A 23165-nucleotide genomic window follows, 5' to 3' on the forward strand; every position below is an offset into this window, starting at 1 on the left:
TGTGAGGTGTCACAACGGCTGGTCGGACCGCTGGCGCCGGCGCGGCTGCCACCCCCGTGGGCACCCGGGCACGCCCATGTCCGCGCACGTCGCGTCCGTGCCCGGTGGCACGGTCCCGAGTTCCCACGCATTGAAGCGTGTTGACCATGCCCCGACAACACCGCGGACCGGCCGGTGTCCGCTCCGGCCGGCTGACGGCCTCCCGCGCACGCCGTTTCCGGCCCGTCCGCCTCCCCGCCGAGCGGCCGCCCGGATCTCTTTCGGGAGCGCCCGCCCGGTGCGCCGTCCACAGGCCCGGCGCGGTGTCGGTGCTCGCCAGTAGGGTGTGAACCATGGCCGATCCCTCCAGCTACCGCCCCAGGCCGGGTGAGATCCCGGACTCTCCCGGGGTGTACAGGTTCCGTGACGAGCACCGCCGGGTGATCTACGTCGGAAAGGCGAAGAGCCTGCGCCAGCGCCTGGCGAACTACTTCCAGGACCTGGCGGGCCTGCACCCCCGCACCCGGTCGATGGTGACCACCGCCGCGTCCGTGGAGTGGACCGTGGTGTCCACGGAGGTCGAGGCGCTGCAGCTGGAGTACTCCTGGATCAAGGAGTACGACCCCCGGTTCAACGTCAAGTACCGCGACGACAAGAGCTACCCGTACCTCGCGGTGACGATGAACGAGGAGTTCCCGCGCGTTCAGGTGATGCGCGGTCACAAGAAGAAGGGCGTCAGGTATTTCGGCCCGTACGCGCACGCGTGGGCCATCCGGGACACCGTCGACCTGCTGCTGCGGGTCTTCCCGGTGCGCACCTGCTCGGCCGGTGTCTTCAAGAACGCCGCCCGCACGGGCCGTCCCTGCCTGCTCGGCTACATCGGCAAGTGCTCCGCCCCCTGCGTCGGCCGGATCACCCCCGAGGACCACCGGGAGCTGGCCGAGGAGTTCTGCGACTTCATGGCCGGCCGCACCGGCACCTACCTGCGCCGCCTGGAGAGGCGGATGACCCAGGCCGCGGAGGAGATGGAATACGAGCGGGCCGCCCGCCTGCGCGACGACATCGGGGCCCTGAAGAAGGCCATGGAGAAGAGCGCGGTCGTGCTCGCCGACGCGACCGATGCCGACCTCATCGCCGTCGCCGAGGACGAGCTGGAGGCGGCGGTGCAGATCTTCCACGTGCGCGGCGGCCGGGTGCGCGGCCAGCGCGGCTGGGTGACGGACAAGGTCGAGGAGGTCACCACCGGCGCCCTGGTCGAGCACGCCCTGCAGCAGCTCTACGGCGAGGAGAGCGGGGACGCCGTGCCCAGGGAGGTCCTGGTCCCGGCCCTGCCGGAGCCGGTCGAGCCGGTCCAGGAGTGGCTGGCCGGCCGCCGCGGGGCGAACGTCTCGCTGCGCGTGCCGCAGCGCGGTGACAAGAAGGCGCTCATGGAGACCGTGCAGCGCAACGCCCAGCAGTCCCTGGCCCTGCACAAGACCAAGCGCGCCTCCGACCTGACCACGCGTTCGCGCGCGCTGGAGGAGATCGCCGAGGCCCTGGACCTGGACAGCGCCCCGCTGCGCATCGAGTGCTACGACATCTCGCACCTCCAGGGCGACGACGTGGTCGCCTCCATGGTCGTCTTCGAGGACGGGCTGCAGCGCAAGAGCGAGTACCGGCGCTTCCAGATCAAGGGCTTCGCCGGGCAGGACGACGTCCGCTCCATGCACGAGGTGATCAGCCGCCGCTTCCGGCGCTACCTCGCGGAGAAGGAGCGGACGGGGGAGTGGGCCGACGGCGAGGAGACCGGCGCCGACGGCGGTACCGCGCGCACCGCCGACGGGGCCGTTCCGGCAGGCGAAGGGGCCGGGCCGGCCGGGGAAGGCGCCGCGCCGGCGGGCGGCGGCACGGTTCCGCTCACCGCGACGGAGGTGATCGACGGCGCCCTCAAGGACGAGGAGGGCCGCCCGAGGAAGTTCGCCTACCCGCCCCAGCTCGTGGTCGTCGACGGCGGGCAGCCGCAGGTCGCCGCGGCCCGGCGGGCGCTGGACGAGCTGGGCATCGACGACATCGCCGTGTGCGGCCTCGCCAAGCGCCTGGAGGAGGTGTGGGTACCCGGCGAGGACGACCCGGTGGTCCTGCCGCGCACCAGCGAGGGCCTGTACCTGCTCCAGCGCGTCCGCGACGAGGCCCACCGCTTCGCGATCACCTACCAGCGCACCAAGCGCGCCAAGCGTTTCCGGGCCGGCCCCCTGGACGACGTGCCCCGCCTCGGCGACACCCGCAAACAGGCGCTCATCAAGCATTTTGGCTCGGTGAAGAGGCTGCGGTCCGCCACAATCGAACAGATCCAGGAAGTGCCCGGGATAGGCCGGAAGACGGCCGAGACGATCGCCGCGGCCCTCGCCGGGGCGGTCCCGGCCGGACCCGCCGTGAACACGGCGACCGGAGAGATCATTGAGGACGAGGAACCCGGTACGACGGCGGGTTCCGCGGGAGAGTCCGCGACCGCGGGCCTCCCGGACGAACGACGGGGGCAGGAGACATGACCGAGCACGGCGAACACCCCACGGCACAGCGAGAACAGGCGCACGGGGAAGCGGGCGGGAACCAGCCGCGGCAGGCGGCCGGCGGACACCCGCGGCAGCCGGTTCAGGACAACGGAGCAAAGGTGAGCACGGACGTCACACCGGCCGGCCCCACCGAGGCGGCCATCCCCGAACTGGTGATCATCTCCGGCATGTCCGGAGCCGGCCGGTCCACGGCGGCGAAGTGCCTGGAGGACCTCGGCTGGTTCGTCGTCGACAACCTCCCGCCGGCCCTCATTCCCACCATGGTCGAGCTGGGCGCCCGCTCCCAGGGCAACGTGGCGCGGATCGCGGTCGTCGTCGACGTGCGCGGCCGCCGTTTCTTCGACAATCTGCGCGAGTCCCTCGCCGACCTGGAGGCCAAGCACGTCACCCGGCGGATCGTCTTCCTGGAGTCCTCCGACGACGCCCTGGTGCGCCGTTTCGAGTCGGTGCGCCGCCCGCACCCCCTGCAGGGCGACGGCCGGATCGTCGACGGCATCGCCGCCGAGCGCGAGCTGCTGCGCGAGCTGCGCGGCGACGCCGACCTGGTGATCGACACCTCCAGCCTCAACGTGCACGAGCTGCGCGCCAAGATGGACGCCCAGTTCGCCGGCGAGGAGGAGCCCGAGCTGCGGGCCACCGTCATGTCCTTCGGCTTCAAGTACGGCCTCCCGGTCGACGCCGACCTGGTCGCGGACATGCGCTTCCTGCCCAACCCGCACTGGGTCCCGGAGCTGCGCCCGTACACCGGCCTCAACGAGGAGGTCGCGGCGTACGTCTTCAACCAGCCCGGCGCCAAGGAGTTCCTCGACCGGTACGCCGAGCTGCTGCGCCTCGTCGCGGCCGGATACCGGCGCGAGGGCAAGCGCTATGTGACCATCGCCATCGGCTGCACGGGGGGCAAGCACCGCTCGGTGGCCATGTCGGAGAAGCTCGCCGCGCGCCTCGTGGCCGAGGGCGTGGAGACGGTGGTCGTGCACCGGGACATGGGACGGGAATGACGGAACGTACACGGCGGCTGAGCCGGCTGCGCCGGCAGGTGCCTGACAGCCGCTCGAGCCGCACCACGGCCGACGGCCGGGCGGTCCGCCCGGCGGAGGCCCGCGGCGGCCGGCCCCGCAGACGGGGGACCCAGCCCAAGGTCGTCGCGCTCGGCGGCGGCATGGGCCTGTCCGCCTCGCTCGCCGCGCTGCGCCGGATCACCGGCGACCTCACCGCCGTCGTCACGGTGGCCGACGACGGCGGCTCCAGCGGGCGCCTGCGCGACGAGCTGGGCGTGCTGCCGCCCGGCGACCTGCGCAAGGCGCTGGCCGCGCTGTGCGGGGACGACGACTGGGGCCAGACCTGGGCCCGCGTCATCCAGCACCGCTTCCAGTCCCAGGGCGACCTGCACGACCACGCCGTCGGCAACCTGCTGATCGTGGCGCTGTGGGAGCAGCTCGGCGATCACGTCCAGGCCCTGGACCTGGTCGGCAAGCTGCTCGGCGCGCACGGGCGGGTGCTGCCCATGTCCGCGGTGCCGCTGGAGCTGCAGGCCCTGGTCAAGGGGCACGATCCGGAGCGCCCCGAGGACGTGGACACCGTCCGCGGCCAGGCCACGGTGGCCCTCACCCCGGGCGAGGTGCAGTCGGTGCACGTCGTGCCGCACGGCCCGCCCGCCGTCCCGGAGGCCGTCGCCGCCGTCCTGGACGCGGACTGGGTGGTGCTCGGCCCCGGCTCCTGGTTCTCCTCGGTGATCCCGCACCTGCTCGTGCCCGAGCTGCTGGACGCCCTCACCGCGACCAAGGCGCGCCGTGTACTGTCGCTGAACCTCGCCCCGCAGCCCGGAGAAACCGACGGCTTCTCCCCGCAGCGTCATTTGGAGGTTTTGGGGCGACACGCCCCTAAACTCGCCCTGGACGTGGTGCTGGCCGACGAGGCCGCCGTGCCCGACCGCGACTCGCTCACCGAGGCCGCCAAGCGGCTCGGAGCCGCGGTCGAGCTGGCCCCGGTGGCCCGGACCGACGGAAGCCCCCGGCACGACCCGGAGCTGTTGGCCGCCGCGTACGACCGTATTTTTCGGATGCATGGAAGGATCGGCCCATGGCGATGACGGCAGCGGTGAAGGACGAGATCTCCCGGCTCCCCGTCACCCGGACCTGCTGCAGGAAGGCGGAGGTCTCCGCCATTCTGCGGTTCGCCGGCGGCCTTCACCTGGTGAGCGGGCGCATCGTGATCGAGGCGGAGCTGGACACCGCGATGGCCGCCCGCCGGCTCAAGCGGGACATCCTGGAGATCTTCGGCCACAGTTCGGAACTGATCGTGATGGCGCCCGGAGGCCTGCGCCGCGGCTCGCGCTACGTCGTCCGCGTGGTGGCGGGCGGCGACCAGCTCGCCCGGCAGACCGGGCTCGTCGACGGCCGCGGCCGTCCGATCCGGGGCCTGCCCCCGCAGGTGGTCTCGGGGGCCACCTGCGACGCGGAGGCCGCCTGGCGCGGAGCGTTCCTGGCGCACGGCTCGCTGACCGAGCCGGGCCGCTCCTCCTCCCTTGAGGTGACCTGCCCCGGTCCGGAGGCCGCGCTCGCCCTGGTGGGTGCGGCTCGCCGGCTGTCCATCGCCGCCAAGGCCCGCGAGGTGCGCGGAGTGGACCGGGTGGTCGTGCGCGACGGTGACGCGATCGGCGCCCTGCTGACCCGGCTCGGCGCGCACGAGTCCGTGCTGGCCTGGGAGGAGCGCCGGATGCGGCGCGAGGTGCGGGCCACCGCCAACCGGCTCGCCAACTTCGACGACGCCAACCTGCGCCGCTCGGCCCGCGCCGCCGTGGCCGCGGGCGCCCGGGTGCAGCGGGCCCTTGAGATCCTCGGCGAGGAGGTGCCCGAGCACCTCGCCGCCGCCGGGCGCCTGCGCATGGAGCACAAGCAGGCCTCCCTGGAGGAGCTGGGCGCGCTCGCCGACCCGCCGCTCACCAAGGACGCGGTCGCCGGCCGTATCCGCCGGCTGCTGGCGATGGCCGACAAGCGCGCCTCCGACCTGGGCCTGCCGGGCACGGAGGCCAATCTCTCGGAGGAGCTGGCGGACAACCTGGCCGGCTGATCCGTCCCGCGTCGACTCGCCGGTGCCGGCGCCCACTTGGGCGTGCCGGCACCGGCGTTTGCCTGTCCATGAGGCGCCCTTGACTCGATGGTGGAGTGACATGAACCTGGCAGCCTGGTCGCCGCTGTGGCGGTCAGGTCCGAGGGGGGTTCATGAGACACAGAGCGAGATCGATCCTCGCTGTCGGCGCGCTCCTCGCCGCGGCCGCGAGCCTCACGCCCGTCGCCCAGGCCCGCAGCGCGGACTCCGCCCCGTCCCGCCCCGACGAGGTGAAGGTCTACCGCGCCCAGGTCACCCGCCAGCAGTTGCCCCTGCTCCTCGCGGCCGGGCAGGACGGCCGCGAGCTGTCCGGGCAGGTCGCCGCGGGCGGTCGGACCGCCGTCGAGGTCTATCTGACGGAAGGACAGGCGCGGACGCTCGAACGGCAGGGGGTCCGGCTCACCGAGCACACCCTGCCGGACCGGACCGCGGCCCGCCTGAAGGGCGCGGCCCAGGGCGTGTTCCGCCCGTACAGCGGCAAGGGCGGCCTGAAGGAGGAGATCCTGCGGACGGCCCGGGCCAACCCCGGCCTCACCAAGGTCGAGTCCATCGGCCGGACCGTGGACGGCCAGGACATCCTCGCGCTCCGGCTGACCAGGGACGCCAGGAAGTCGAAGGACGGCTCCAGGCCCTCCGTGCTGTACATGTCCAACCAGCACGCGCGCGAGTGGATCACGCCGGAGACGACCCGCCGCCTGATGCACTACTACCTGGACAACTACCGGACCGACCGGCGGATCAGGAGAATCGTCGACACGACCGAGCTGTGGTTCGTCCTCTCCGCCAACCCCGACGGCTACGACTACACGTTCAGGAGCCCCGCCAACCGCCTGTGGCGCAAGAACCTCCGCGACAACAACGGCGACGGTGTCATCAGCACCGGCGACGGCGTCGACCTCAACCGCAACTTCGCCTACAAGTGGGGCTACGACGACGAGGGTTCGTCCCCCAGCCCCACCAGCCAGACCTACCGCGGCGCGAGCCCCGGCTCCGAGCCCGAGACCAGGGCCGTCGACGCCCTGGAGAAGCGGGTCGGGTTCAAGTACGCCGTCAACTACCACTCCGCGGCCGAACTCCTGCTGTACGGCGTCGGCTGGCAGGTGGCCACCCCCACCCCCGACGACGTCCTCTACCGGGCGCTCGCCGGCACCCCCGCCAGGCCGGCCGTCCCGGGCTACCGCTCCCAGCTCTCCTCGGAGCTTTACACCACCAACGGCGAGGCGGACGGCCACGCCTCGAACGTCAACGGCGTCTCGATGTTCACCCCCGAGATGTCGACCTGCCAGACCGCGTCGGCCGTCGACCCGGGCGACGCCTGGAAGCCCGAGGACTGCCAGTCGGTCTTCAACTTCCCCGACGACGAGAGGCTGACCCAGCAGGAGTTCGCCAAGAACGTCCCGTTCGCGCTCTCCGTCGCCGAGACCGCCGCCCACCCCGACCGGCCGGTCTCCTCGGTCGGGCTCGACGCCGCCGACATCACCCCGGCCGCGTTCACCACGTCGTACGCCCGCGGCGACGGCCAGGAGGTGTCCGCCGTCGTCCGCAGGGCGGTGCGGGGCAAGGAGCTGAAGTACCGCGTCAACGGGGGCCGTACGCACGAGCGGCCGCTGCGGCCCTGGAAGGGCGGCCGGACCTACGGCGGCGAGGACAACCTCTACTTCGACGAGTACCGGGCCACGGTGCCCGGCGGCCGGCCGGGCGACCGGGTCGAGGTGTGGTTCACCGGCCGGACCGGCAGGGGCGGAAGGGCCACCGGCCCGCACTTCACGTACACGGTCGCCGAGCGGCCCCCGGCGGACACCCTTGTCGTCGCCGAGGAGGGCGCGACGGCCACCGAGGCGCGCAAGTACGTGGACGCGCTCCGGGCGGCCGGGCGCCGTGCGGTCGTGTGGGACGTCGCCCGTCAGGGCGCCCCGGACGCCCTCGGCGTGCTCAGGCACTTCCGCACCGTCGTGCACTACTCGGGCGCGAGCGGCCCGGCCAACGCCACCCAGCTCCAGCTGCGCGCCTACCTCAACGAGGGCGGCAGGCTGATCGAGGCCGGCGAGCTGGCCGGCGGCGGCGTCGACCTCGGCGACGGCACCCTGTCCGACGACTTCAGCCAGTACTACCTGGGCGCCTACAGCCGTACCTCGACCAAGGGGGCCACCGGTTTCACCGGCTCCGGCGCCCTCGCCGGCTACAGCGGCGCCCTCGGCGACGCGCCCGGCAATCCGCTGGACAGGGCCGGCACCTACGGCGTCACCTCCGACGAGCTGCCCCCGTCCACGTACCCGCAGTTCAGGAGCGAGGGAGCGGGCCGGTTCGCGGGCACCGTCAACCCGTACGGCCCGTACAGCGGCACCGCCATGGCCGCCGCGGTGCACACCGACGACGCCTACAAACGCCTCACCCGCACCATCGACCTCACCGGCGTCGCCGCGGCCGACCGCCCCACCCTCTCCGCCCGGCTGCTCTGGGACACCGAACCCGGCTACGACCACGCGGTGATCGAGGCGCACACCGCGGGCGCCGACGACTGGACGACCCTGCCGGAGACGGGCGGGGCCACCACGGACTCGGTGCCGGCCGAGTGCGGGGCCGGCTTCCTGATCGGCGAGCACCCGTGGCTCGGGCACTACCTGACGCTCGACGGCGGCACCTGCGCCGCGACCGGCGCCACCGGCTCGTGGCACAGCCTCACCGGCAGCTCCGGCGGCTGGCGGCAGACCGGCTTCGACCTCAGCGCCTACGCCGGCCGGACCGTGGAGGTCTCCATCGCCTACGTCACCGACCCGGGCAGCGGCGGGCACGGCGTCCTCGCCGACGACGCCTCCCTCGTCGTCGGGGGCGCGGCGAGGCAGACCGAGGGGTTCGAGTCGTCGCTGGGCCCCTGGAAGGTGTCCGGACCGCCCCCGGGCAGCCCGGCGGTGCTGAAGGACTGGACGCGCACCGGAACCCTGTTCCAGACGTACGGAGCGGTCACCACCGACGACACGGTGCTGCTCGGATTCGGCCTGGAACAGGTGCCGTCGGCCGCCGACCGGGCAGCCGTGACGAGGAAGGCGTTGGCCGCGCTCGACAGGTGAGCGCAACCCCTTCTCAACGGTGCGGCGGAGCTTGGTCATCAGGTGAGCCGACCCGCTCACGAACGAGTGAAAAAAGCGTCGGCGGGCACTCGCGGTCCGTGACAAATGGGAGTGAAACGAACGTCGATCCGGGAGGGTCCGTACCCTACTGACGGGTACGGACCGCCTGCCCGTGTATGCGGCATCTCAATGTCACCCCAGGGCCCCCGGAGCGGTAGGGTCGGGGGTGGTCGGGGACATCCCAAATACAGCTCGCCGGCACCCCATGGCCGGCGTACCAACGAGGAGATCGGTTCGTGACGATCCGCGTAGGCATCAACGGCTTCGGCCGCATCGGCCGTAACTACTTCCGCGCGCTGCTGGAGCAGGGTGCGGACATCGAGGTTGTGGCTGTCAACGACCTGGGTGACACCGCCACCACGGCGCACCTGCTCAAGTACGACACGATCCTGGGCCGCCTCAAGCAGGAGGTCTCCCACACCGCCGACACGATCACCGTCGACGGTCACACCATCAAGGTCCTGTCCGAGCGCAACCCGGCCGACATCCCCTGGGGCGAGCTGGGCGTCGACATCGTCATCGAGTCGACCGGCATCTTCACCAAGAAGGAAGACGCCGAGAAGCACATCGCGGGCGGTGCGAAGAAGGTCCTCATCTCGGCTCCGGCCAAGAACGAGGACATCACCATCGTGATGGGCGTCAACCAGGACAAGTACGACCCGGCGAACCACCACGTCATCTCCAACGCCTCCTGCACCACCAACTGCGTGGCGCCGATGGCCAAGGTGCTCGACGAGAACTTCGGCATCGTCAAGGGCCTCATGACGACGGTGCACGCGTACACGAACGACCAGCGCATCCTCGACTTCCCGCACAAGGACCTGCGCCGCGCCCGTGCCGCCGCCGAGAACATCATCCCGACCACCACCGGTGCCGCCAAGGCCACCGCGCTGGTCCTGCCGCAGCTCAAGGGCAAGCTGGACGGCATGGCCATGCGCGTCCCGGTCCCGACCGGCTCGGTCACCGACCTGGTCGTCGAACTCGGCCGCGAGGTCACCAAGGACGAGGTCAACGCCGCCTTCCAGAAGGCCGCCGAGGGCGAGCTGAAGGGCCTGCTGGACTACACCGAGGACCCGATCGTCTCCTCGGACATCGTCCACGCGCCGGCGTCCTGCACCTTCGACTCGTCCCTGACCATGGTCCAGGACGGCAAGAACGTGAAGGTCATCGGCTGGTACGACAACGAGTGGGGCTACTCCAACCGCCTCGTCGACCTGACGGTCTTCGTCGGCAACCAGCTCTGATCGCCGCAGATCACAGCAGCAGGACCTTGAAGTGAGAGCAGGGCTCGGGCAGCGCACCGTCGCGCTGTCCGGGCCCTGTCTCGCGTACGGACCACGCCCCCATACGATCAGGGGCATCAAGAGCCCTCCTCAGGAGTCCACCGCATGAAGACGATCGACGAACTTCTCGCCGACGGCGTGAGCGGCAAGCGGGTCTTCGTCCGCGCCGACCTCAACGTGCCGCTCGCCGACGGGACCATCACCGACGACGGCCGCATCCGCGCCGTCCTGCCCACCGTGAAGGCCCTCGCGGACGCGGGCGCCAAGGTGGTCGTCGCCTCGCACCTGGGCCGCCCCAAGGGCGCCCCGGACCCGGCCTTCTCCCTCGCCCCGGCCGCCTCCCGCCTGGGTGAACTCCTCGGCTCCGCCGTGGCCTTCGCGGCCGACACCGTGGGCGAGTCGGCCCAGGAGACCGTCGCGGGCCTCGCCGACGGCCAGGTCGCCGTCCTGGAGAACCTCCGCTTCAACCCGGGCGAGACGGCCAAGGACGACGCCGAGCGCGGCGCGTTCGCCGACCGGCTCGCCGCCCTCGCCGACGTCTACGTCGGCGACGGCTTCGGCGCGGTGCACCGCAGGCACGCCTCCGTGTACGACCTCCCGGCCCGCCTGCCGCACTACGCCGGCTACCTCATCGTCACCGAGGTCGGCGTCCTCAAGAAGCTCACCGAGAACGTCAAGCGCCCCTACGTCGTCGCGCTCGGCGGGGCCAAGGTCTCCGACAAGCTCGCCGTCATCGACGAACTGCTCGGCAAGGCCGACCGCCTCCTCATCGGCGGCGGCATGGCCTACACCTTCCTCAAGGCCAAGGGCTACGAGGTCGGCATCTCCCTGCTCCAGGAGGACCAGGTGCCGGCCGTCACCGAGTACATGGAGCGCGCCGAGAAGCAGGGCGTCGAGCTGGTGCTCCCCGTCGACGTCGTGGTCTCCCGGGAGTTCCCGGACCTGAAGACCAAGGCCCCCACCGAGCACAGCGTGGTCGACGCGGACAAGATCCCCGCCGACCAGGAGGGCCTGGACATCGGCCCGAGGACCCGCGAGCTCTACGCCTCGAAGCTCGCCGACGCCGCGACCGTCTTCTGGAACGGTCCCATGGGCGTCTTCGAGCACCCCGACTACGCCGAGGGCACCAAGGCGGTCGCCCAGGCTCTCGTCGACACCGACGCCTTCACCGTCGTGGGCGGCGGTGACTCCGCCGCGGCCGTGCGTACGCTCGGCTTCGACGAGAACGCATTCGGCCACATCTCGACCGGTGGCGGCGCCTCCCTCGAATACCTCGAGGGCAAGACGCTCCCCGGCCTCGCCGCACTGGAGGACTGACCTTTGAGCACCCGCACGCCGCTGATGGCGGGCAACTGGAAGATGAACCTCAACCACCTCGAGGCCATCGCGCACGTCCAGAAGCTCGCCTTCGCCCTGGCCGACAAGGACTACGAGGCCGTCGAGGTCGCCGTCCTGCCGCCCTTCACCGACCTGCGCTCCGTGCAGACCCTGGTCGACGGCGACAAGCTCAGGATCAAGTACGGCGCCCAGGACCTGTCGGCGCACGACTCCGGCGCCTACACGGGCGAGATCTCCGGCTCGATGCTGGCCAAGCTGAAGTGCACGTACGTGGCGGTCGGCCACTCCGAGCGCCGGCAGTACCACAACGAGACCGACGACATCGTCAACGCCAAGGTCAAGGCCGCCTACAGGCACGGCCTCACCCCGATCCTGTGCGTCGGCGAGGAGCTGGACGTGCGCGAGGCGGGCGACCACGTCGCGCACACCCTCGCCCAGGTCGAGGGCGGTCTGAAGGACCTCCCGGCCGAGCAGGCCGAGACGGTCGTGATCGCCTACGAGCCGGTGTGGGCCATCGGCACCGGCAAGGTCTGCGGCGCCGAGGACGCCCAGGAGGTCTGCGCCGCCATCCGCGCCAAGCTCGCCGAGCTGTACTCCCAGGAGCTGGCCGACAAGGTCCGCATCCAGTACGGCGGCTCCGTGAAGTCGGGCAACGTCGCCGAGATCATGGCGCAGGCAGACATCGACGGCGCCCTGGTCGGCGGCGCCTCGCTGGACGCCGACGAGTTCGTGAAGATCGTTCGGTTCCGCGATCAGTGATCAGGGCCGTGAGTAGGCGGTAACGGCGATTCGTCGTACCCTTGCGGGGGCACGGCCCAGGTGCTGTGCCCCCGTCGTCCATCCGATTCCGAGGAAGTTGGTCCAGCCGTGGTTCTGGGGTTCTCGATCGCCCTGATCGTCTTCAGCCTGCTGATGATGCTGCTGGTGCTGATGCACAAGGGAAAGGGCGGCGGCCTCTCCGACATGTTCGGTGGCGGCATGCAGTCGTCCGTCGGCGGCTCCTCGGTCGCCGAGCGCAACCTGGACCGGATCACCATCGTGGTCGGCCTCCTGTGGTTCGCCTGCATCGTGGTCCTCGGCCTGCTGATGAAGTCGAACGGCTGATCCGCGCCGCCCGGGTGCATCCATTCGGTACGTAAGGCCCCATGTTCGGTACGCGCTCCTGTGCGCGGCCTATCATGGGGCTTGCGTCTAGGTGCGGGGCCGGTAACTCCAATCACTGGACGCGCGTTGGGCCTTACGTAGACTGAGGCGCTCGCAGCGAAGCGAAACGCCGACTCGCTTTGCGGCACCATTACGCAGGGAGTTACGACCGTGGCAAGTGGCAACGCGATCCGAGGTAGCCGGGTCGGGGCGGGGCCGATGGGCGAGGCCGAGCGCGGCGAGTCCGCGCCGCGTCTGCGCATCTCCTTCTGGTGCTCCAACGGGCATGAGACCCAGCCAAGCTTCGCCAGCGACGCGCAGGTGCCCGAGACCTGGGACTGCCCGCGCTGCGGCTTCCCGGCCGGCCAGGACCGGGACAACCCGCCGGACCCGCCGCGCACCGAGCCGTACAAGACGCACCTCGCGTACGTACGGGAGCGGCGCAGCGACGCGGACGGCGAGGCGATCCTCGCCGAGGCCCTCGCCAAACTCCGCGGCGAGATCTGAGACTTGCAACCGGCCGGGTGCCCACGGGCGCCCGGCCGCGGCCGTCGCGGGACACCCGCGCCGGCCGCCTTCCGCCTGCCTGCCGCCATCGCGCCGACACCTGCCCGCAATCCGGACGTACTTGTTGTTGCCCGCGTGGACGACGTCATGAGCGCTCGTCCGCCGTGCTGATCAACTAGGTTGGGACCGGCAGCGGGGCAAGGCGCACAACAGGACAGGTCGCAGGAAAGAAGGCTGACGTCGAGATGAACGCAGACGCCCGTACCGGGCTCGACCGGACACCCGAGTGGCGAGCGCTCGCCGAGCACCGTCAGGAGCTGGCCGGCATCCATCTGCGGGACCTGTTCGCCGCCGATCCGCAGCGCGGCGCCGGGTACACGCTGCAGGTCGGCGACCTGTACATCGACTACTCCAAGCACCTGGTCACCGACGAGACCCTGGCGCTGCTCCGGGAACTTGCCGCCGCGACGGACGTCTTCGGCCTGCGGGACGCCATGTTCCGTGGTGAGCGGATCAACGTCACCGAGGGCCGGGCGGTGCTGCACACCGCGTTGCGGGCCGCGCCGGACGCGGTGGTCGAGGTGGACGGGGAGAACGTCGTGCCCCGGGTGCACGCCGTGCTGGAGAAGATGGCCGACTTCGCCGGGCGGGTCCGTTCCGGTGAGTGGACCGGCCACACCGGCAGGCGGATCCGCAACGTCGTCAACATCGGCATCGGCGGCTCCGACCTCGGCCCCGCGATGGCCTACGAGGCGCTGCGCGCCTTCACCCACCGCGACCTCACCGTCCGGTTCGTGTCCAACGTGGACGGCGCCGACCTGCACGAGGCGACCCGTGACCTGGACCCGGCGGAGACCTTGTTCATCGTCGCGTCGAAGACGTTCACCACGATCGAGACGATCACCAACGCGACGTCGGCGCGGTCCTGGCTGCTGGAGGCGCTGGGCGACGAGAAGGCCGTCGCCCGGCACTTCGTGGCGCTGTCGACGAACGCCGAGAAGGTCGCCGGCTTCGGTATCGACCCGGAGAACATGTTCGAGTTCTGGGACTGGGTCGGCGGACGCTACTCCCTGGACTCGGCGATCGGCCTGTCGCTGATGATCGCGATCGGCCCGGACCGGTTCCGGGAGATGCTGGACGGTTTCCGGACCGTCGACGAGCACTTCCGCACCGCTCCCGCCGAGTCCAACGCCCCGCTGCTGATGGGCCTGCTGGGCATCTGGTACGGCGACTTCCACGACGCGCAGTCGCACGCGGTGCTGCCCTACAGCCACTACCTGTCCCGGTTCACCGCCTACCTGCAGCAGCTGGACATGGAGTCCAACGGCAAGTCGGTGCAGCGTGACGGCAGGCCGGTGACGTGGCAGACCGGGCCGGTGGTGTGGGGCACGCCCGGCACCAACGGGCAGCACGCCTACTACCAGTTGATCCACCAGGGCACCAAGCTGATCCCGGCGGACTTCATCGGCTTCGCCCGTCCCGTCGGCGAGCTCAGCGGCGAACTCGCGGGCCAGCACGACCTGCTGATGGCGAACTTCTTCGCGCAGACCCAGGCCCTGGCCTTCGGCAAGACCGCCGAGGAGGTCCGCGCCGAGGGCGTGCCGGACGAACTGGTCCCGCACAAGACCTTCCCCGGCGACCGGCCCACGACCACCATCCTCGCGCCCGAGCTGACCCCGTCCGTGCTCGGCCAGCTGATCGCGCTCTACGAGCACAAGGTGTTCGTGCAGGGCGCGGTGTGGAACATCGACTCCTTCGACCAGTGGGGCGTGGAACTGGGCAAGGTCCTCGCCAAGCGCATCGAACCGGCCCTGACCGAAGGCGCCGAGGTACCCGGCCTGGACCCCTCCACCACAGCCCTCGTCGCCAGGTACCGGGAGCTGCGCGGCCGTAGCTGACCACCCGCGGTCCGCCGCGCCGGAGGCGGGCCCGTCGGCGCGGCGGACCGCGGGCCGGTGCTCAGGCCGCCGCGCTCAGCGTGTCCGCCTGCCGCCGGCGGGCCGCCCGGGCGGCGGGCAGGGCGGTGAGGGCGGCGGCCCCCAGCACGGCGCCCGCGCCCAGCGCGAGCAGCAGACCGGGCGGGGGAGACTGGGCGATCCCGGCGCCGATGCCGCTGGAGACGCCCTGGGCGTCGATCAGCCGGTCCGCCAGCGGCAGCCCCAGTGCCGTGCCGGCGACCGCCGCCGCCAGCGCCGTACAGGTCGTCGCCGTGACGGTGATCGCACCGATCTGCCGCGGCGACATGCCGACCGCCCGCAGCGCCAGCACGTCCCGCTCGCCCTCGCGGACGCTGCCGCCGATCGCGGTGAGCAGTTCGACCAGGCCGATCAGGGCGAGCACCGCGATCAGCCCGGCGACGACCGCGCGCAGCGGCGACAGTCCGTCGGCGGGGTTCGGCACGGCGTGTACGTCCAGGTGGCCTCGCCCGGCCGCGGTGAGGGCGGCCGCGACCCGCTGCGGATCGGCGCCCGGGCGCAGCCGGAGCTGATAGAAGGCGGGGGACAGCCGGGGGTCGTTCTCGCGCAGGGTGTCCAGCGAGGTCGTCACGACCCGGCCGGCGTTCTGCGGTTCGAGGCTGCGGCCCACGATGTGCAGGATCTGCGGCTGCTCGCCCACCGTCATCCGCACCCAGTCGCCGACCCGTACGTGCAGCAGGTCGAGCAGGCCCTGCCCGGCCACCGCCTCGTCCGGGCCGCGCGGGGGCCGGCCCTCGGCGAGGGCGTAGGGGTAGGGCCGGTCGTGGGTGCCGAGGCCGCGCAGGGCGATCGTCCCGGTCTGGCCGGGCACCAGCGCGGCCACCTCGACCCCCGGACAGGCGGCCGCGACCCGGCGGTCGGCCGCCAGCACGGCCCGCACCCGGGCGTCGCCCAGCGCGCCGTCGGAGCGGACCGCGAGCGCGGCCGGCAGGCCGACCCGCTCCGGGCTGCTGTGGAACCGGTCGATGGTCGTCCAGGCACTGAGCGCCACCACGATCAGCGTCAGCGGCAGCGTCAGCCGGGCCACGCCGGCCAGCGACCGGCCGCGGCCCGCGAACGCCTTGTGGCAGCCGAGGACGAGCGCGGCCGGCAGCCGCAGCCCCAGGGCGCCGCGCGCCAGGCCGGTCAGCCGGCCGCCCGCCGGAGCGGACGCACGCGGCACCGGCACCGGCGGCACCCGGCCCGCCCGCCAGGCGGCGAGACCCGTCGTCAGGCCGATGAACAGCACCGCGCCCACGGGCACGGCGGACAGTGTCAGGGTGTGCCCGGGCAGTGTCTGCCACACGCCCACCGCGTCGCCGAGCCTGCCCGGGACGCGGCTGCCGAGCCCCTCGGTGAGGGTCGCCGCGGCCACCGCGCCGAGCGCGGCGTACGCCAGGTGCTGCAGCAGGAAGATCCGGACCACCTGCCCGGGCGTGAAGCCGATCGCCTTCAGCACCGAGATGTCCCGCAGGTGGCCGCGGATGCGGGTGCCGATCGCCCCGTGCACGGCGAACCCGGCCGCCGCCAGGGCGCCCAGGCCGAACAGCCCGAGCACCTGCCCGAGCAGCCGGTCCTCGCCCTGCGCCGCGGCCCGCGCCTGCTGCCAGGTGGAGACCTCGCCGACCGCGCCCGCGCCCAGCACGGTGACGGCGCGCTGGACCGCGTAGTCCGTGTCGGCCGGGTCGCCGAGGCGCAGCCCGGTCACCTCGCCGCCGGGGGAGCGCACGGCGGACGGCAGGGCCCAGACCAGCCCCGGCCGGGAGCCTGGGCTGTAGCCGGGCTCGGCGCTGTCCGCGATGCCCGCCACCGTGAGCGTCCGGGCGGTGCCGGGCAGCGTGAGGATGTCGCCGGGCTCCGCCAGCAGCGCCCGGGCCAGCCGGCTCTCCAGTACCACCTCGTCCGGCAGCGCCGGGTCCAGCCAGCGGCCCGCGATGAGCACCGGGCGGCCCACCGACGGCAGCTCGGGGGTACCGCGCAGCTCCACGGCGGCCCGGACGCCGCGCACGGCGACGGTCGCGGACTCGGTGCGGTAGGGGCCGGCGACGGACTCGACACCGTCCAGCCGGGCGAGCTCGCGCGCGTCCGCCGATGCGGCGGTGTGGATCCACACATGGGCCCCGTGGGCCTGGGTGAAGGTCCGCTGCCAGGGGTTGGTGGCGTAGCCGAACAGGGCGGCGGCCAGCAGCAGCGAGGCGACGATGCCGGCGGTGGCGAGCGTGATGAACAGCGCCTCGCCGCGGTGCGCGCGCAGATCGGAGTGGGCCCAGCGCAGGGTGGCTCGCACGGCTCAGTCCCCGGTCCCGGGGCCGGACGGTCGGCGCGCCATCAGTCCCTCAGCTCCAGCACGCCCGCGGTGCCGGACTTGCGGGGCGGGGCGCCGTCCAGGACGGCGTCGTCGGCGATCCGGCCGTCGAAGAAGCTGATCACGCGGTCGGCGGCGCTGGCCAGCCGGGCGTCGTGGGTGACCAGGACGATGCTCTGCCCGCGTCCGTGGAAGCGGGCCAGCAACCGCATCACCTCACGGGTGCCCCTGCTGTCCAGGCTGCCGGCGGGCTCGTCGGCCAGCAGCAGCGGCGGATGGTTGACCAGGGCGCGGGCGAGCGCCACCCGCTGCTGCTCGCCGCCGGACAGCTCGCCGGGCATGCTGCGCTCCTTGCCCGCGAGGCCCAGTTCGGCGAGGAGTTCCTCGCGCTCGGCCCGGGCCCGCTTCGGGGGGACGCCGGCGAGCAGGGCGGGCAGTTCGACGTTGTCCGCGACCGACAGGTTGGACACCAGGTTGAAGAACTGGAAGACGATCCCGATGGCCTTGCGGCGCTCCACCGCCCAGCGCGCCTCGCTGAAGGAGTCCGTGCACCGTCCGTCGAGCCAGATGCTGCCCGCGTCCGGCCGCTGCAGGCCCCCCAGCAGGTGCAGCAGCGTGGACTTGCCGGCCCCGGACGGCCCGGTGATCGCCACGAACTCGCCGCGCGCCACGCTCAGGCCGACCCCGCGCACGGCGTGCGCGGGCGCGCCCTCGCCGTGGTGGGTCTTCACCAGTCCCTCGGCGCGCAGCAGCGGAACGGAGCCGTCGTTCACTCCAGTCCCTCCAGTTCCTCCTGGCACCGCTCCAGCCAGTCGAGGTCGGCCTGCAGGTGCAGCATCGCGCCCTCGATGAGCAGTTGGGCGATTCGGTTGTCCCGGCTCTCGGCCGCGGCCAGTTTCGACAGGTTGCGCATGGTGTTGAGGTACTGGCGCCGCTGCCGGTTGATGAGTGCGATCTGGTCGGCGAGACCGGTCTGCGGGGCCAGGGCGAGCTTCATGAAGAACTCGTCCCGTACCCGCGGCTCGTCCTCGGTCTCCTCGAACCAGGCGTGCAGCGCCTCCCGCCCGGCGTCGGTGAGGTGGTAGACCTTCTTGTTGGGCCGGCTCGACTGCTCGACGTCCTCGCCCGCGATCAGCCCCGACTTCTCGAGGCGGCCGAGGGTCACGTAGATCTGGCCGACGTTCGGCTGAGGGTACGCGGAGCCCAGCAGTTGCTCAAGGTCCTGCTTCAGCTCGTAACCGTGGGCGGGGCCACGCGCCAGGAGTGCCAGGAGGGGCAGGCGCACTCGTGCTCTCCTCCTGTCCGCGGCAATGTGCTCCAGGCCCTAGTATCGCCCATACCTAACAGGTATACATGGCCTCTGACTCCCGGCGAGGGCGCCCGGAGCCGGGTGTACGTGTTCAGGGAGGAACCTATGCGGTGGATGCGCGCCGCCGGTAGGGGGCTCCTCGTTCTCGCCGTGGTCCTGTCGGGGTACGTCGCCTCCGGCGCCCGGGCCGGCGAGACCGGCGCCGGCGGGCGCGGACCGCTCACCCTGGCCACGGCCGGCGACCTGACCGGCTACCTCGGCCCGCTGCTGCGGGGCTGGAACCGCACCCACCCCGGCGAGAGGGTGACCCTCGTCGAACTGCCGGACTCCGCCGACGAGACGTACGCGCAGATGACCACCGACCTGCGCGGCGGCGACCGGGGCCGGTTCGACGTCCTCAACATCGACGTGAACTGGACCGCCGAGTTCGCCGCGGCCGGCTGGATCCGCCCGCTGCCGGGCGACCGTTTCCCGCTCGGCAGCTTTCTGAAGCCGGTGGTCAGGACCGCCCGGTACGACGGGCGGCTGTACGCGGTCCCTTACGTCACCAACGCCGGGCTGCTGCTGTACCGCAAGGACGTCCTCGCCAGGGCGGGCGTGCCGCCGCCGCGCACCTGGGCCGAACTGGAGCGCGACGCGAAGACCATCGCGCCCCGGTACGGACTGGACGGCTACGCGGGCCAGTTCCTGCCCTACGAGGGCCTCACGGTCAACGCGGCCGAGGCGGTGTACTCGGCGGGCGGCACCATCCTCGGCGACGAGGGGGCCCGCGTCACAGTCGACTCCGCCGCCGCCCGCGAGGGCATCGGCTTCCTCGCCCGCGGCCTGCGCGAGGGCTGGATCCCGAAGGCGGCGCTGACGTACAAGGAGGAGGAGTCCAAGCAGGCCTTCCAGGACGGGCGGCTGCTCTTCCTGCGCAACTGGCCCTACGCCTACGCCGTCGCCTCGGCCAGGGGTTCCAAGGTCGCCGGCCGGATCGGCGCCGTACCGCTGCCCGGCCCCGACGGGCCGGGCAAGAGCGTCCTCGGCGGGTCGAACCTGGCCGTCAACACCCATGCGCGGCACCCGGATTCGGCCTCCCGGCTGATCGCCTACCTGACGAGCGAGCGGGTCCAGCGCCAGGTCCTGACCCGGGGCTCACTGCCGCCCGTGCGCGCCGCCCTCTACGACGATCCCGCGCTGATCGCCCGCTTCCCGTACCTGCCGACCCTGCGCGCCGCCGTCCGGACGGCCGAGCCGCGCCCCCGGAGCCCGCGCTACGACCAGGTCAGCCTGGTGGTCCAGGCGGTCGTGCACGACGCGCTGACCGGGCGGCAGACGCCGGCCGCGGCGGTGCGCCGGCTGGCGCGGGAACTGGACGCCGTCGCCGGCCGATGACGGCTCTCTAGTTACTTGTTAGGTAACGCCGACATCTCAACTGCGCTCAGGTTGCCCGGATAGAGTCCGGTTTGCTCACCCAACCCCCCAGTAGTTTCCGTTCTCTTCATTGACACCCTCGCGACACAGCTACCTAACATGCATGCATAACTGCTGCCCTTCACAGAGACAGGCCCCAGGGTTGAACAGGCATCATTGGTGGCGTGACGCGGTGATCTACCAGGTCTACGTCCGCAGCTTCCTCGACAGCACCGGCGACGGCATCGGCGACCTGGCCGGCGTCCGCGCCGGACTGCCGTACCTGAAGAAGCTCGGTGTCGACGGGATCTGGCTCAGCCCGTTCTACCCCTCGCCCCAGCACGACCACGGCTACGACGTCGCCGACTACCGCGACGTCGACCCGGTCTTCGGCGACCTCGCCGAGTTCGACCTGCTGATGACGGCCGCCCGGCGGCTCGGGATCAGGGTCCTGCTGGACATCGTCCCCAACCACTGCTCCAGCGAGCACCCGTGGTTCCGCGAGGCGCTCGCCTCCCCGCCCGGCAGCGCGGCCCGCGCCCGCTTCCACTTCGCGGACGGGCGCGGCCCCGACGGCGGCGAGCCGCCCAACAACTGGCACGCCATGTTCGGCGGCCCGGCCTGGACCCGGGTCACCGAGGCGGACGGCCGGCCCGGCCAGTGGTACCTGCACATGTTCACGCCCGAACAGCCCGACTGGAACTGGCGGAACCCGAAGACGCCCGCGGAGTTCGACCGGACCCTGCGCTTCTGGCTCGACCGCGGCGTGGACGGCTTCCGCATCGACGTCGCCGCCGGACTGTTCAAGCACCCCGCACTGCCCGACTCGGACGACCCCGAGGCCGACGCCCGCACCCGCGACTCGGTCAACCCGCTGGCCTGGAACCAGCCCGAGGTGCACGACGTGTGGCGGCAGTGGCGGGCCACCTGCGAGGAGTACACCGCCCGCGACGGCCGCGAGCGCCTGCTGGTCGGCGAGGTCTCCGTGCCCACCGCCCGCGAACACGCCCGGTACGTCCGCCCCGACGAGCTCCACCAGGCCTTCTTCTTCGACCTGCTCGGCGCCCCCTGGGACGCCGACGCCTTCCGCAAGGTCGTCTCGGAGGCCATGCAGGACATCGCCGGCACCGGCTCGACCGTCACCTGGGTGCTCAACAACCACGACCAGGTCCGCACCGTCACCCGCTACGGCGAACCCGCCACCGGGGGCAGCGGCCTCGGTGCCGCCCGCGCCCGCGCCGCCGCCCTGCTGATGCTGGCACTGCCGGGCGCCGCGTACATCTACCAGGGCGAGGAACTGGGCCTGCCCGAGGTCGTCGACCTGCCCGACGACGTGCTCACCGACCCGATCTTCCGCCGCACCGGAAGCCGGGCCCGCATCCGCGACGGCTGCCGGGTGCCGCTGCCCTGGTCCGGACAGGCCTCCCCGTTCGGCTTCACCTCCGGCGCGGAGGGCGCCAAGCCCTGGCTGCCGCAGCCCGAGTACTTCGCCGAGCACGCCACCGACCGCGCCCTCGCCGACACCCGCTCCTTCTGGCACCTGTACCGCGACGGGCTGCAACTGCGGCGCTCACTGCCCCAGCTCGGCGAGGGCACGCTGCGCTGGCTGGACACCCCGCCCGGCGTCCTCGGCTTCGTCCGCGGCGACGGCCTGGTCTGCGCCGTCAACTTCACCGCCTCTCCCACGCCCGCGCCCGCCTCCGGCACGCCCCTGCTGTCCAGCGGGCCGTGCCCGGCCGGGGTGCTGCCCGGCTCGACGGCCGCCTGGTGGCTCACCGACCTCTGACCTCCCCCCGCTCCACGTCAACTCCCACCCTCCCGAAGGGACATCAACGATGATGCGACGACGTACCACCCTGCTCACCGGCTGCACCGCCCTCGCCCTGGCGCTCGGCGCGACCGCCTGCGGCGGCGGCCCCGTCTCGGCCGGCGGCGGCGACAAGGCGCTCAGCGGCCAGACGGTCACCGTGGCCGGCGTCTGGTCCGGCAGCGAACAGAAGAACTTCCAGAAGGTCCTGGACGCCTTCACCGCGAAGACCGGCGCCGAAACCCGGTTCGTCTCCACCGGCGACAACGTCTCCACGGTCGTCGGCAGCAAGATCGAGGGCGGCAACGCGCCCGACGTGGTGATGGTCCCGCAGGTCGGCGTGCTCCAGCAGTTCGCCAAGAAGGGCTGGCTGAAGCCGCTGTCCGCCGCCACCGCGAAGTCCGTGGACGCGGGCTACGCCCCCGTGTGGAAGAAGTACGGCAGCGTCGACGGCACCCTCTACGGCCTCTACTTCAAGGCCGCCCACAAGTCGACCGTCTGGTACAGCCCCGACGCCCTCGCCCAGGCAGGCGTGAAGCCGCCGAAGACCTACGACGAGATGCTGAAGGCCGGGCACACCGTCTCCGACTCCGGGCTCGCCGCGTTCGCCGTCGCGGGCCAGGACGGCTGGACCCTCACCGACTGGTTCGAGAACATCTACCTCTCCCAGGCCGGACCCGAGAAGTACGACGCGCTCGCCGCACACAAGCTGAAGTGGACGGACGCCTCCGTGGTCCAGGCGCTCGGCACCCTCGGCAAGCTGTTCAAGGACCAGCAGCTCGTCGCGGGCGGCCAGAAGGGCGCGCTCAACACCGACTTCCCGGGCTCGGTGGAGAAGGTGTTCGGGCCCAAGCCGCAGGCCGGGCTCGTCTACGAGGGCGACTTCGTCGCGGGCGTCGCCCACGACCAGTTCCAGCGGACCATCGGCAAGGACGCGGACTTCTTCCCGTTCCCGGCGGTCGGCGGCGGCACCGCACCGGTGGTCAGCGGCGGTGACGCGGCCGTCGTCCTCAAGGACGGCAAGAACGCCGAGGCCGGCATGAAGCTCATGGAGTACCTGGCCACGCCCGAGGCTGCGGCCGTGTGGGCGAAGGCCGGCGGCTTCCTCTCCCCGAACCGGAAGCTCGACCTCGCCTCCTACGGCGACGACGTCACCCGCGCCACCGCCAAGTCCCTCGTCGGCGCCGGCGACTCGGTCCGCTTCGACATGTCCGACCAGGCGCCGGCGGCCTTCGGCGGCACCAAGGGCGCCGGCGAGTGGAAGCTCCTGCAGGACTTCCTGCGCGACCCGTCCGACCCGAAGGGGACCGCGGCGAAGCTCGAGGCCGCCGCGGCCAAGGCCTACCAGGACTGACC

17 protein-coding genes are annotated in these 23165 nt (G+C 72.2%); 14 read left to right on the forward strand and 3 right to left on the reverse strand.

Annotated features, from left to right (window positions below; genetic code table 11):
- The first annotated feature begins 332 nt into the window (after positions 1-332).
- The 11 genes from uvrC (at position 333) to pgi (ending at position 14936) form a co-directional block, all read left to right on the forward strand.
- Entirely contained in the window at positions 333-2507 is a 2175-nt protein-coding gene (gene uvrC / locus ACFQ9Z_RS26385) for an excinuclease ABC subunit UvrC (protein ID WP_383023401.1), read from the forward strand.
- Entirely contained in the window at positions 2504-3529 is a 1026-nt protein-coding gene (gene rapZ / locus ACFQ9Z_RS26390; protein ID WP_383023404.1) for an RNase adapter RapZ, read from the forward strand. The genes uvrC and rapZ overlap by 4 nt, the downstream gene beginning before the upstream one ends.
- Positions 3526-4620: a uridine diphosphate-N-acetylglucosamine-binding protein YvcK gene (yvcK, locus tag ACFQ9Z_RS26395; protein WP_383023407.1), complete on the forward strand. Its 1095-nt coding sequence runs from the start codon at positions 3526-3528 to the stop codon at positions 4618-4620. The genes rapZ and yvcK overlap by 4 nt, the downstream gene beginning before the upstream one ends.
- Positions 4611-5600, forward strand: a complete 990-nt coding sequence (gene whiA, locus ACFQ9Z_RS26400; RefSeq protein WP_383023412.1) for a DNA-binding protein WhiA — start codon at positions 4611-4613, stop codon at positions 5598-5600. Before yvcK ends, whiA begins: the two co-directional genes overlap by 10 nt.
- Positions 5601-5752: 152 nt before the next feature.
- Positions 5753-8707: a M14 family zinc carboxypeptidase gene (locus ACFQ9Z_RS26405; RefSeq protein WP_383023415.1), complete on the forward strand. Its 2955-nt coding sequence runs from the start codon at positions 5753-5755 to the stop codon at positions 8705-8707.
- A gap of 296 nt (positions 8708-9003) precedes the next feature.
- Positions 9004-10011, forward strand: a complete 1008-nt coding sequence (gene gap, locus ACFQ9Z_RS26410) for a type I glyceraldehyde-3-phosphate dehydrogenase (RefSeq protein WP_383023419.1) — start codon at positions 9004-9006, stop codon at positions 10009-10011.
- Positions 10012-10155: 144 nt separating this feature from the next.
- Positions 10156-11367 carry a phosphoglycerate kinase gene (locus tag ACFQ9Z_RS26415; RefSeq protein ID WP_383023423.1) on the forward strand — a complete coding sequence of 404 codons (1212 nt, stop codon included), beginning with the start codon at positions 10156-10158 and terminating at the stop codon, positions 11365-11367.
- A gap of 3 nt (positions 11368-11370) precedes the next feature.
- Positions 11371-12147 carry a triose-phosphate isomerase gene (gene tpiA / locus ACFQ9Z_RS26420; protein WP_383023426.1) on the forward strand — a complete coding sequence of 259 codons (777 nt, stop codon included), beginning with the start codon at positions 11371-11373 and terminating at the stop codon, positions 12145-12147.
- 114 nt (positions 12148-12261) lie between these two features.
- Positions 12262-12492 carry a preprotein translocase subunit SecG gene (secG, locus tag ACFQ9Z_RS26425; protein WP_268894183.1) on the forward strand — a complete coding sequence of 77 codons (231 nt, stop codon included), beginning with the start codon at positions 12262-12264 and terminating at the stop codon, positions 12490-12492.
- A gap of 210 nt (positions 12493-12702) precedes the next feature.
- Positions 12703-13038, forward strand: coding sequence for an RNA polymerase-binding protein RbpA (locus ACFQ9Z_RS26430; protein ID WP_003976875.1), 336 nt, complete (start codon positions 12703-12705; stop codon positions 13036-13038).
- A gap of 245 nt (positions 13039-13283) precedes the next feature.
- A complete protein-coding gene (pgi, locus tag ACFQ9Z_RS26435) occupies positions 13284-14936 on the forward strand; it encodes a glucose-6-phosphate isomerase (RefSeq protein ID WP_383023429.1) in 1653 nt (550 codons plus the stop codon).
- Positions 14937-14997: 61 nt separating this feature from the next.
- Here the strand turns inward: pgi and ACFQ9Z_RS26440 are convergent, their stop codons facing one another.
- The 3 genes from ACFQ9Z_RS26440 to ACFQ9Z_RS26450 are packed head-to-tail and all read right to left on the reverse strand — an operon-like array spanning position 14998 to position 18583.
- Positions 14998-17280: an FtsX-like permease family protein gene (locus ACFQ9Z_RS26440; RefSeq protein ID WP_383023432.1), complete on the reverse strand. Its 2283-nt coding sequence runs from the start codon at positions 17278-17280 to the stop codon at positions 14998-15000.
- A gap of 41 nt (positions 17281-17321) precedes the next feature.
- Positions 17322-18071 carry an ABC transporter ATP-binding protein gene (locus ACFQ9Z_RS26445; RefSeq protein WP_383023435.1) on the reverse strand — a complete coding sequence of 250 codons (750 nt, stop codon included), beginning with the start codon at positions 18069-18071 and terminating at the stop codon, positions 17322-17324.
- Positions 18068-18583, reverse strand: coding sequence for a PadR family transcriptional regulator (locus ACFQ9Z_RS26450; protein ID WP_365296977.1), 516 nt, complete (start codon positions 18581-18583; stop codon positions 18068-18070). The genes ACFQ9Z_RS26445 and ACFQ9Z_RS26450 overlap by 4 nt, the downstream gene beginning before the upstream one ends.
- A gap of 129 nt (positions 18584-18712) precedes the next feature.
- Here ACFQ9Z_RS26450 and ACFQ9Z_RS26455 point away from each other — a divergent pair, with 129 nt between their 5' ends.
- The 3 genes from ACFQ9Z_RS26455 (at position 18713) to ACFQ9Z_RS26465 (ending at position 23163) form a co-directional block, all read left to right on the forward strand.
- Complete coding sequence (locus ACFQ9Z_RS26455; protein ID WP_383023438.1) at positions 18713-19984, forward strand: ABC transporter substrate-binding protein; 1272 nt, start codon at positions 18713-18715, stop codon at positions 19982-19984.
- A gap of 142 nt (positions 19985-20126) precedes the next feature.
- Positions 20127-21788 (forward strand): alpha-amylase family glycosyl hydrolase, encoded by a 1662-nt coding sequence (locus tag ACFQ9Z_RS26460; RefSeq protein WP_383023441.1) that lies wholly within the window; start codon positions 20127-20129, stop codon positions 21786-21788.
- Positions 21789-21837: 49 nt separating this feature from the next.
- Positions 21838-23163 carry an ABC transporter substrate-binding protein gene (locus ACFQ9Z_RS26465; protein ID WP_383023443.1) on the forward strand — a complete coding sequence of 442 codons (1326 nt, stop codon included), beginning with the start codon at positions 21838-21840 and terminating at the stop codon, positions 23161-23163.
- The last annotated feature ends 2 nt before the right edge of the window (positions 23164-23165 follow it).

Origin of the sequence: Streptomyces sp. NPDC056580, assembly GCF_042793175.1 — a bacterium.
GTDB lineage: Bacteria > Actinomycetota > Actinomycetes > Streptomycetales > Streptomycetaceae > Streptomyces.

Excerpts from the sequence above, each read along its gene's own strand:
- uvrC (WP_383023401.1), top strand. The coding sequence starts at position 333 with ATGGCCGATCCCTCCAGCTACCGCCCCAGGCCGGGTGAGATCCCGGAC.
- rapZ (WP_383023404.1), top strand. The coding sequence starts at position 2,504 with ATGACCGAGCACGGCGAACACCCCACGGCACAGCGAGAACAGGCGCAC.
- yvcK (WP_383023407.1), top strand. The coding sequence starts at position 3,526 with ATGACGGAACGTACACGGCGGCTGAGCCGGCTGCGCCGGCAGGTGCCT.
- whiA (WP_383023412.1), top strand. The coding sequence starts at position 4,611 with ATGGCGATGACGGCAGCGGTGAAGGACGAGATCTCCCGGCTCCCCGTC.
- ACFQ9Z_RS26405 (WP_383023415.1), top strand. The coding sequence starts at position 5,753 with ATGAGACACAGAGCGAGATCGATCCTCGCTGTCGGCGCGCTCCTCGCC.
- ACFQ9Z_RS26415 (WP_383023423.1), top strand. The coding sequence starts at position 10,156 with ATGAAGACGATCGACGAACTTCTCGCCGACGGCGTGAGCGGCAAGCGG.
- pgi (WP_383023429.1), top strand. The coding sequence starts at position 13,284 with ATGAACGCAGACGCCCGTACCGGGCTCGACCGGACACCCGAGTGGCGA.
- ACFQ9Z_RS26455 (WP_383023438.1), top strand. The coding sequence starts at position 18,713 with ATGCGGTGGATGCGCGCCGCCGGTAGGGGGCTCCTCGTTCTCGCCGTG.
- ACFQ9Z_RS26460 (WP_383023441.1), top strand. The coding sequence starts at position 20,127 with ATGCATAACTGCTGCCCTTCACAGAGACAGGCCCCAGGGTTGAACAGG.
- ACFQ9Z_RS26465 (WP_383023443.1), top strand. The coding sequence starts at position 21,838 with ATGATGCGACGACGTACCACCCTGCTCACCGGCTGCACCGCCCTCGCC.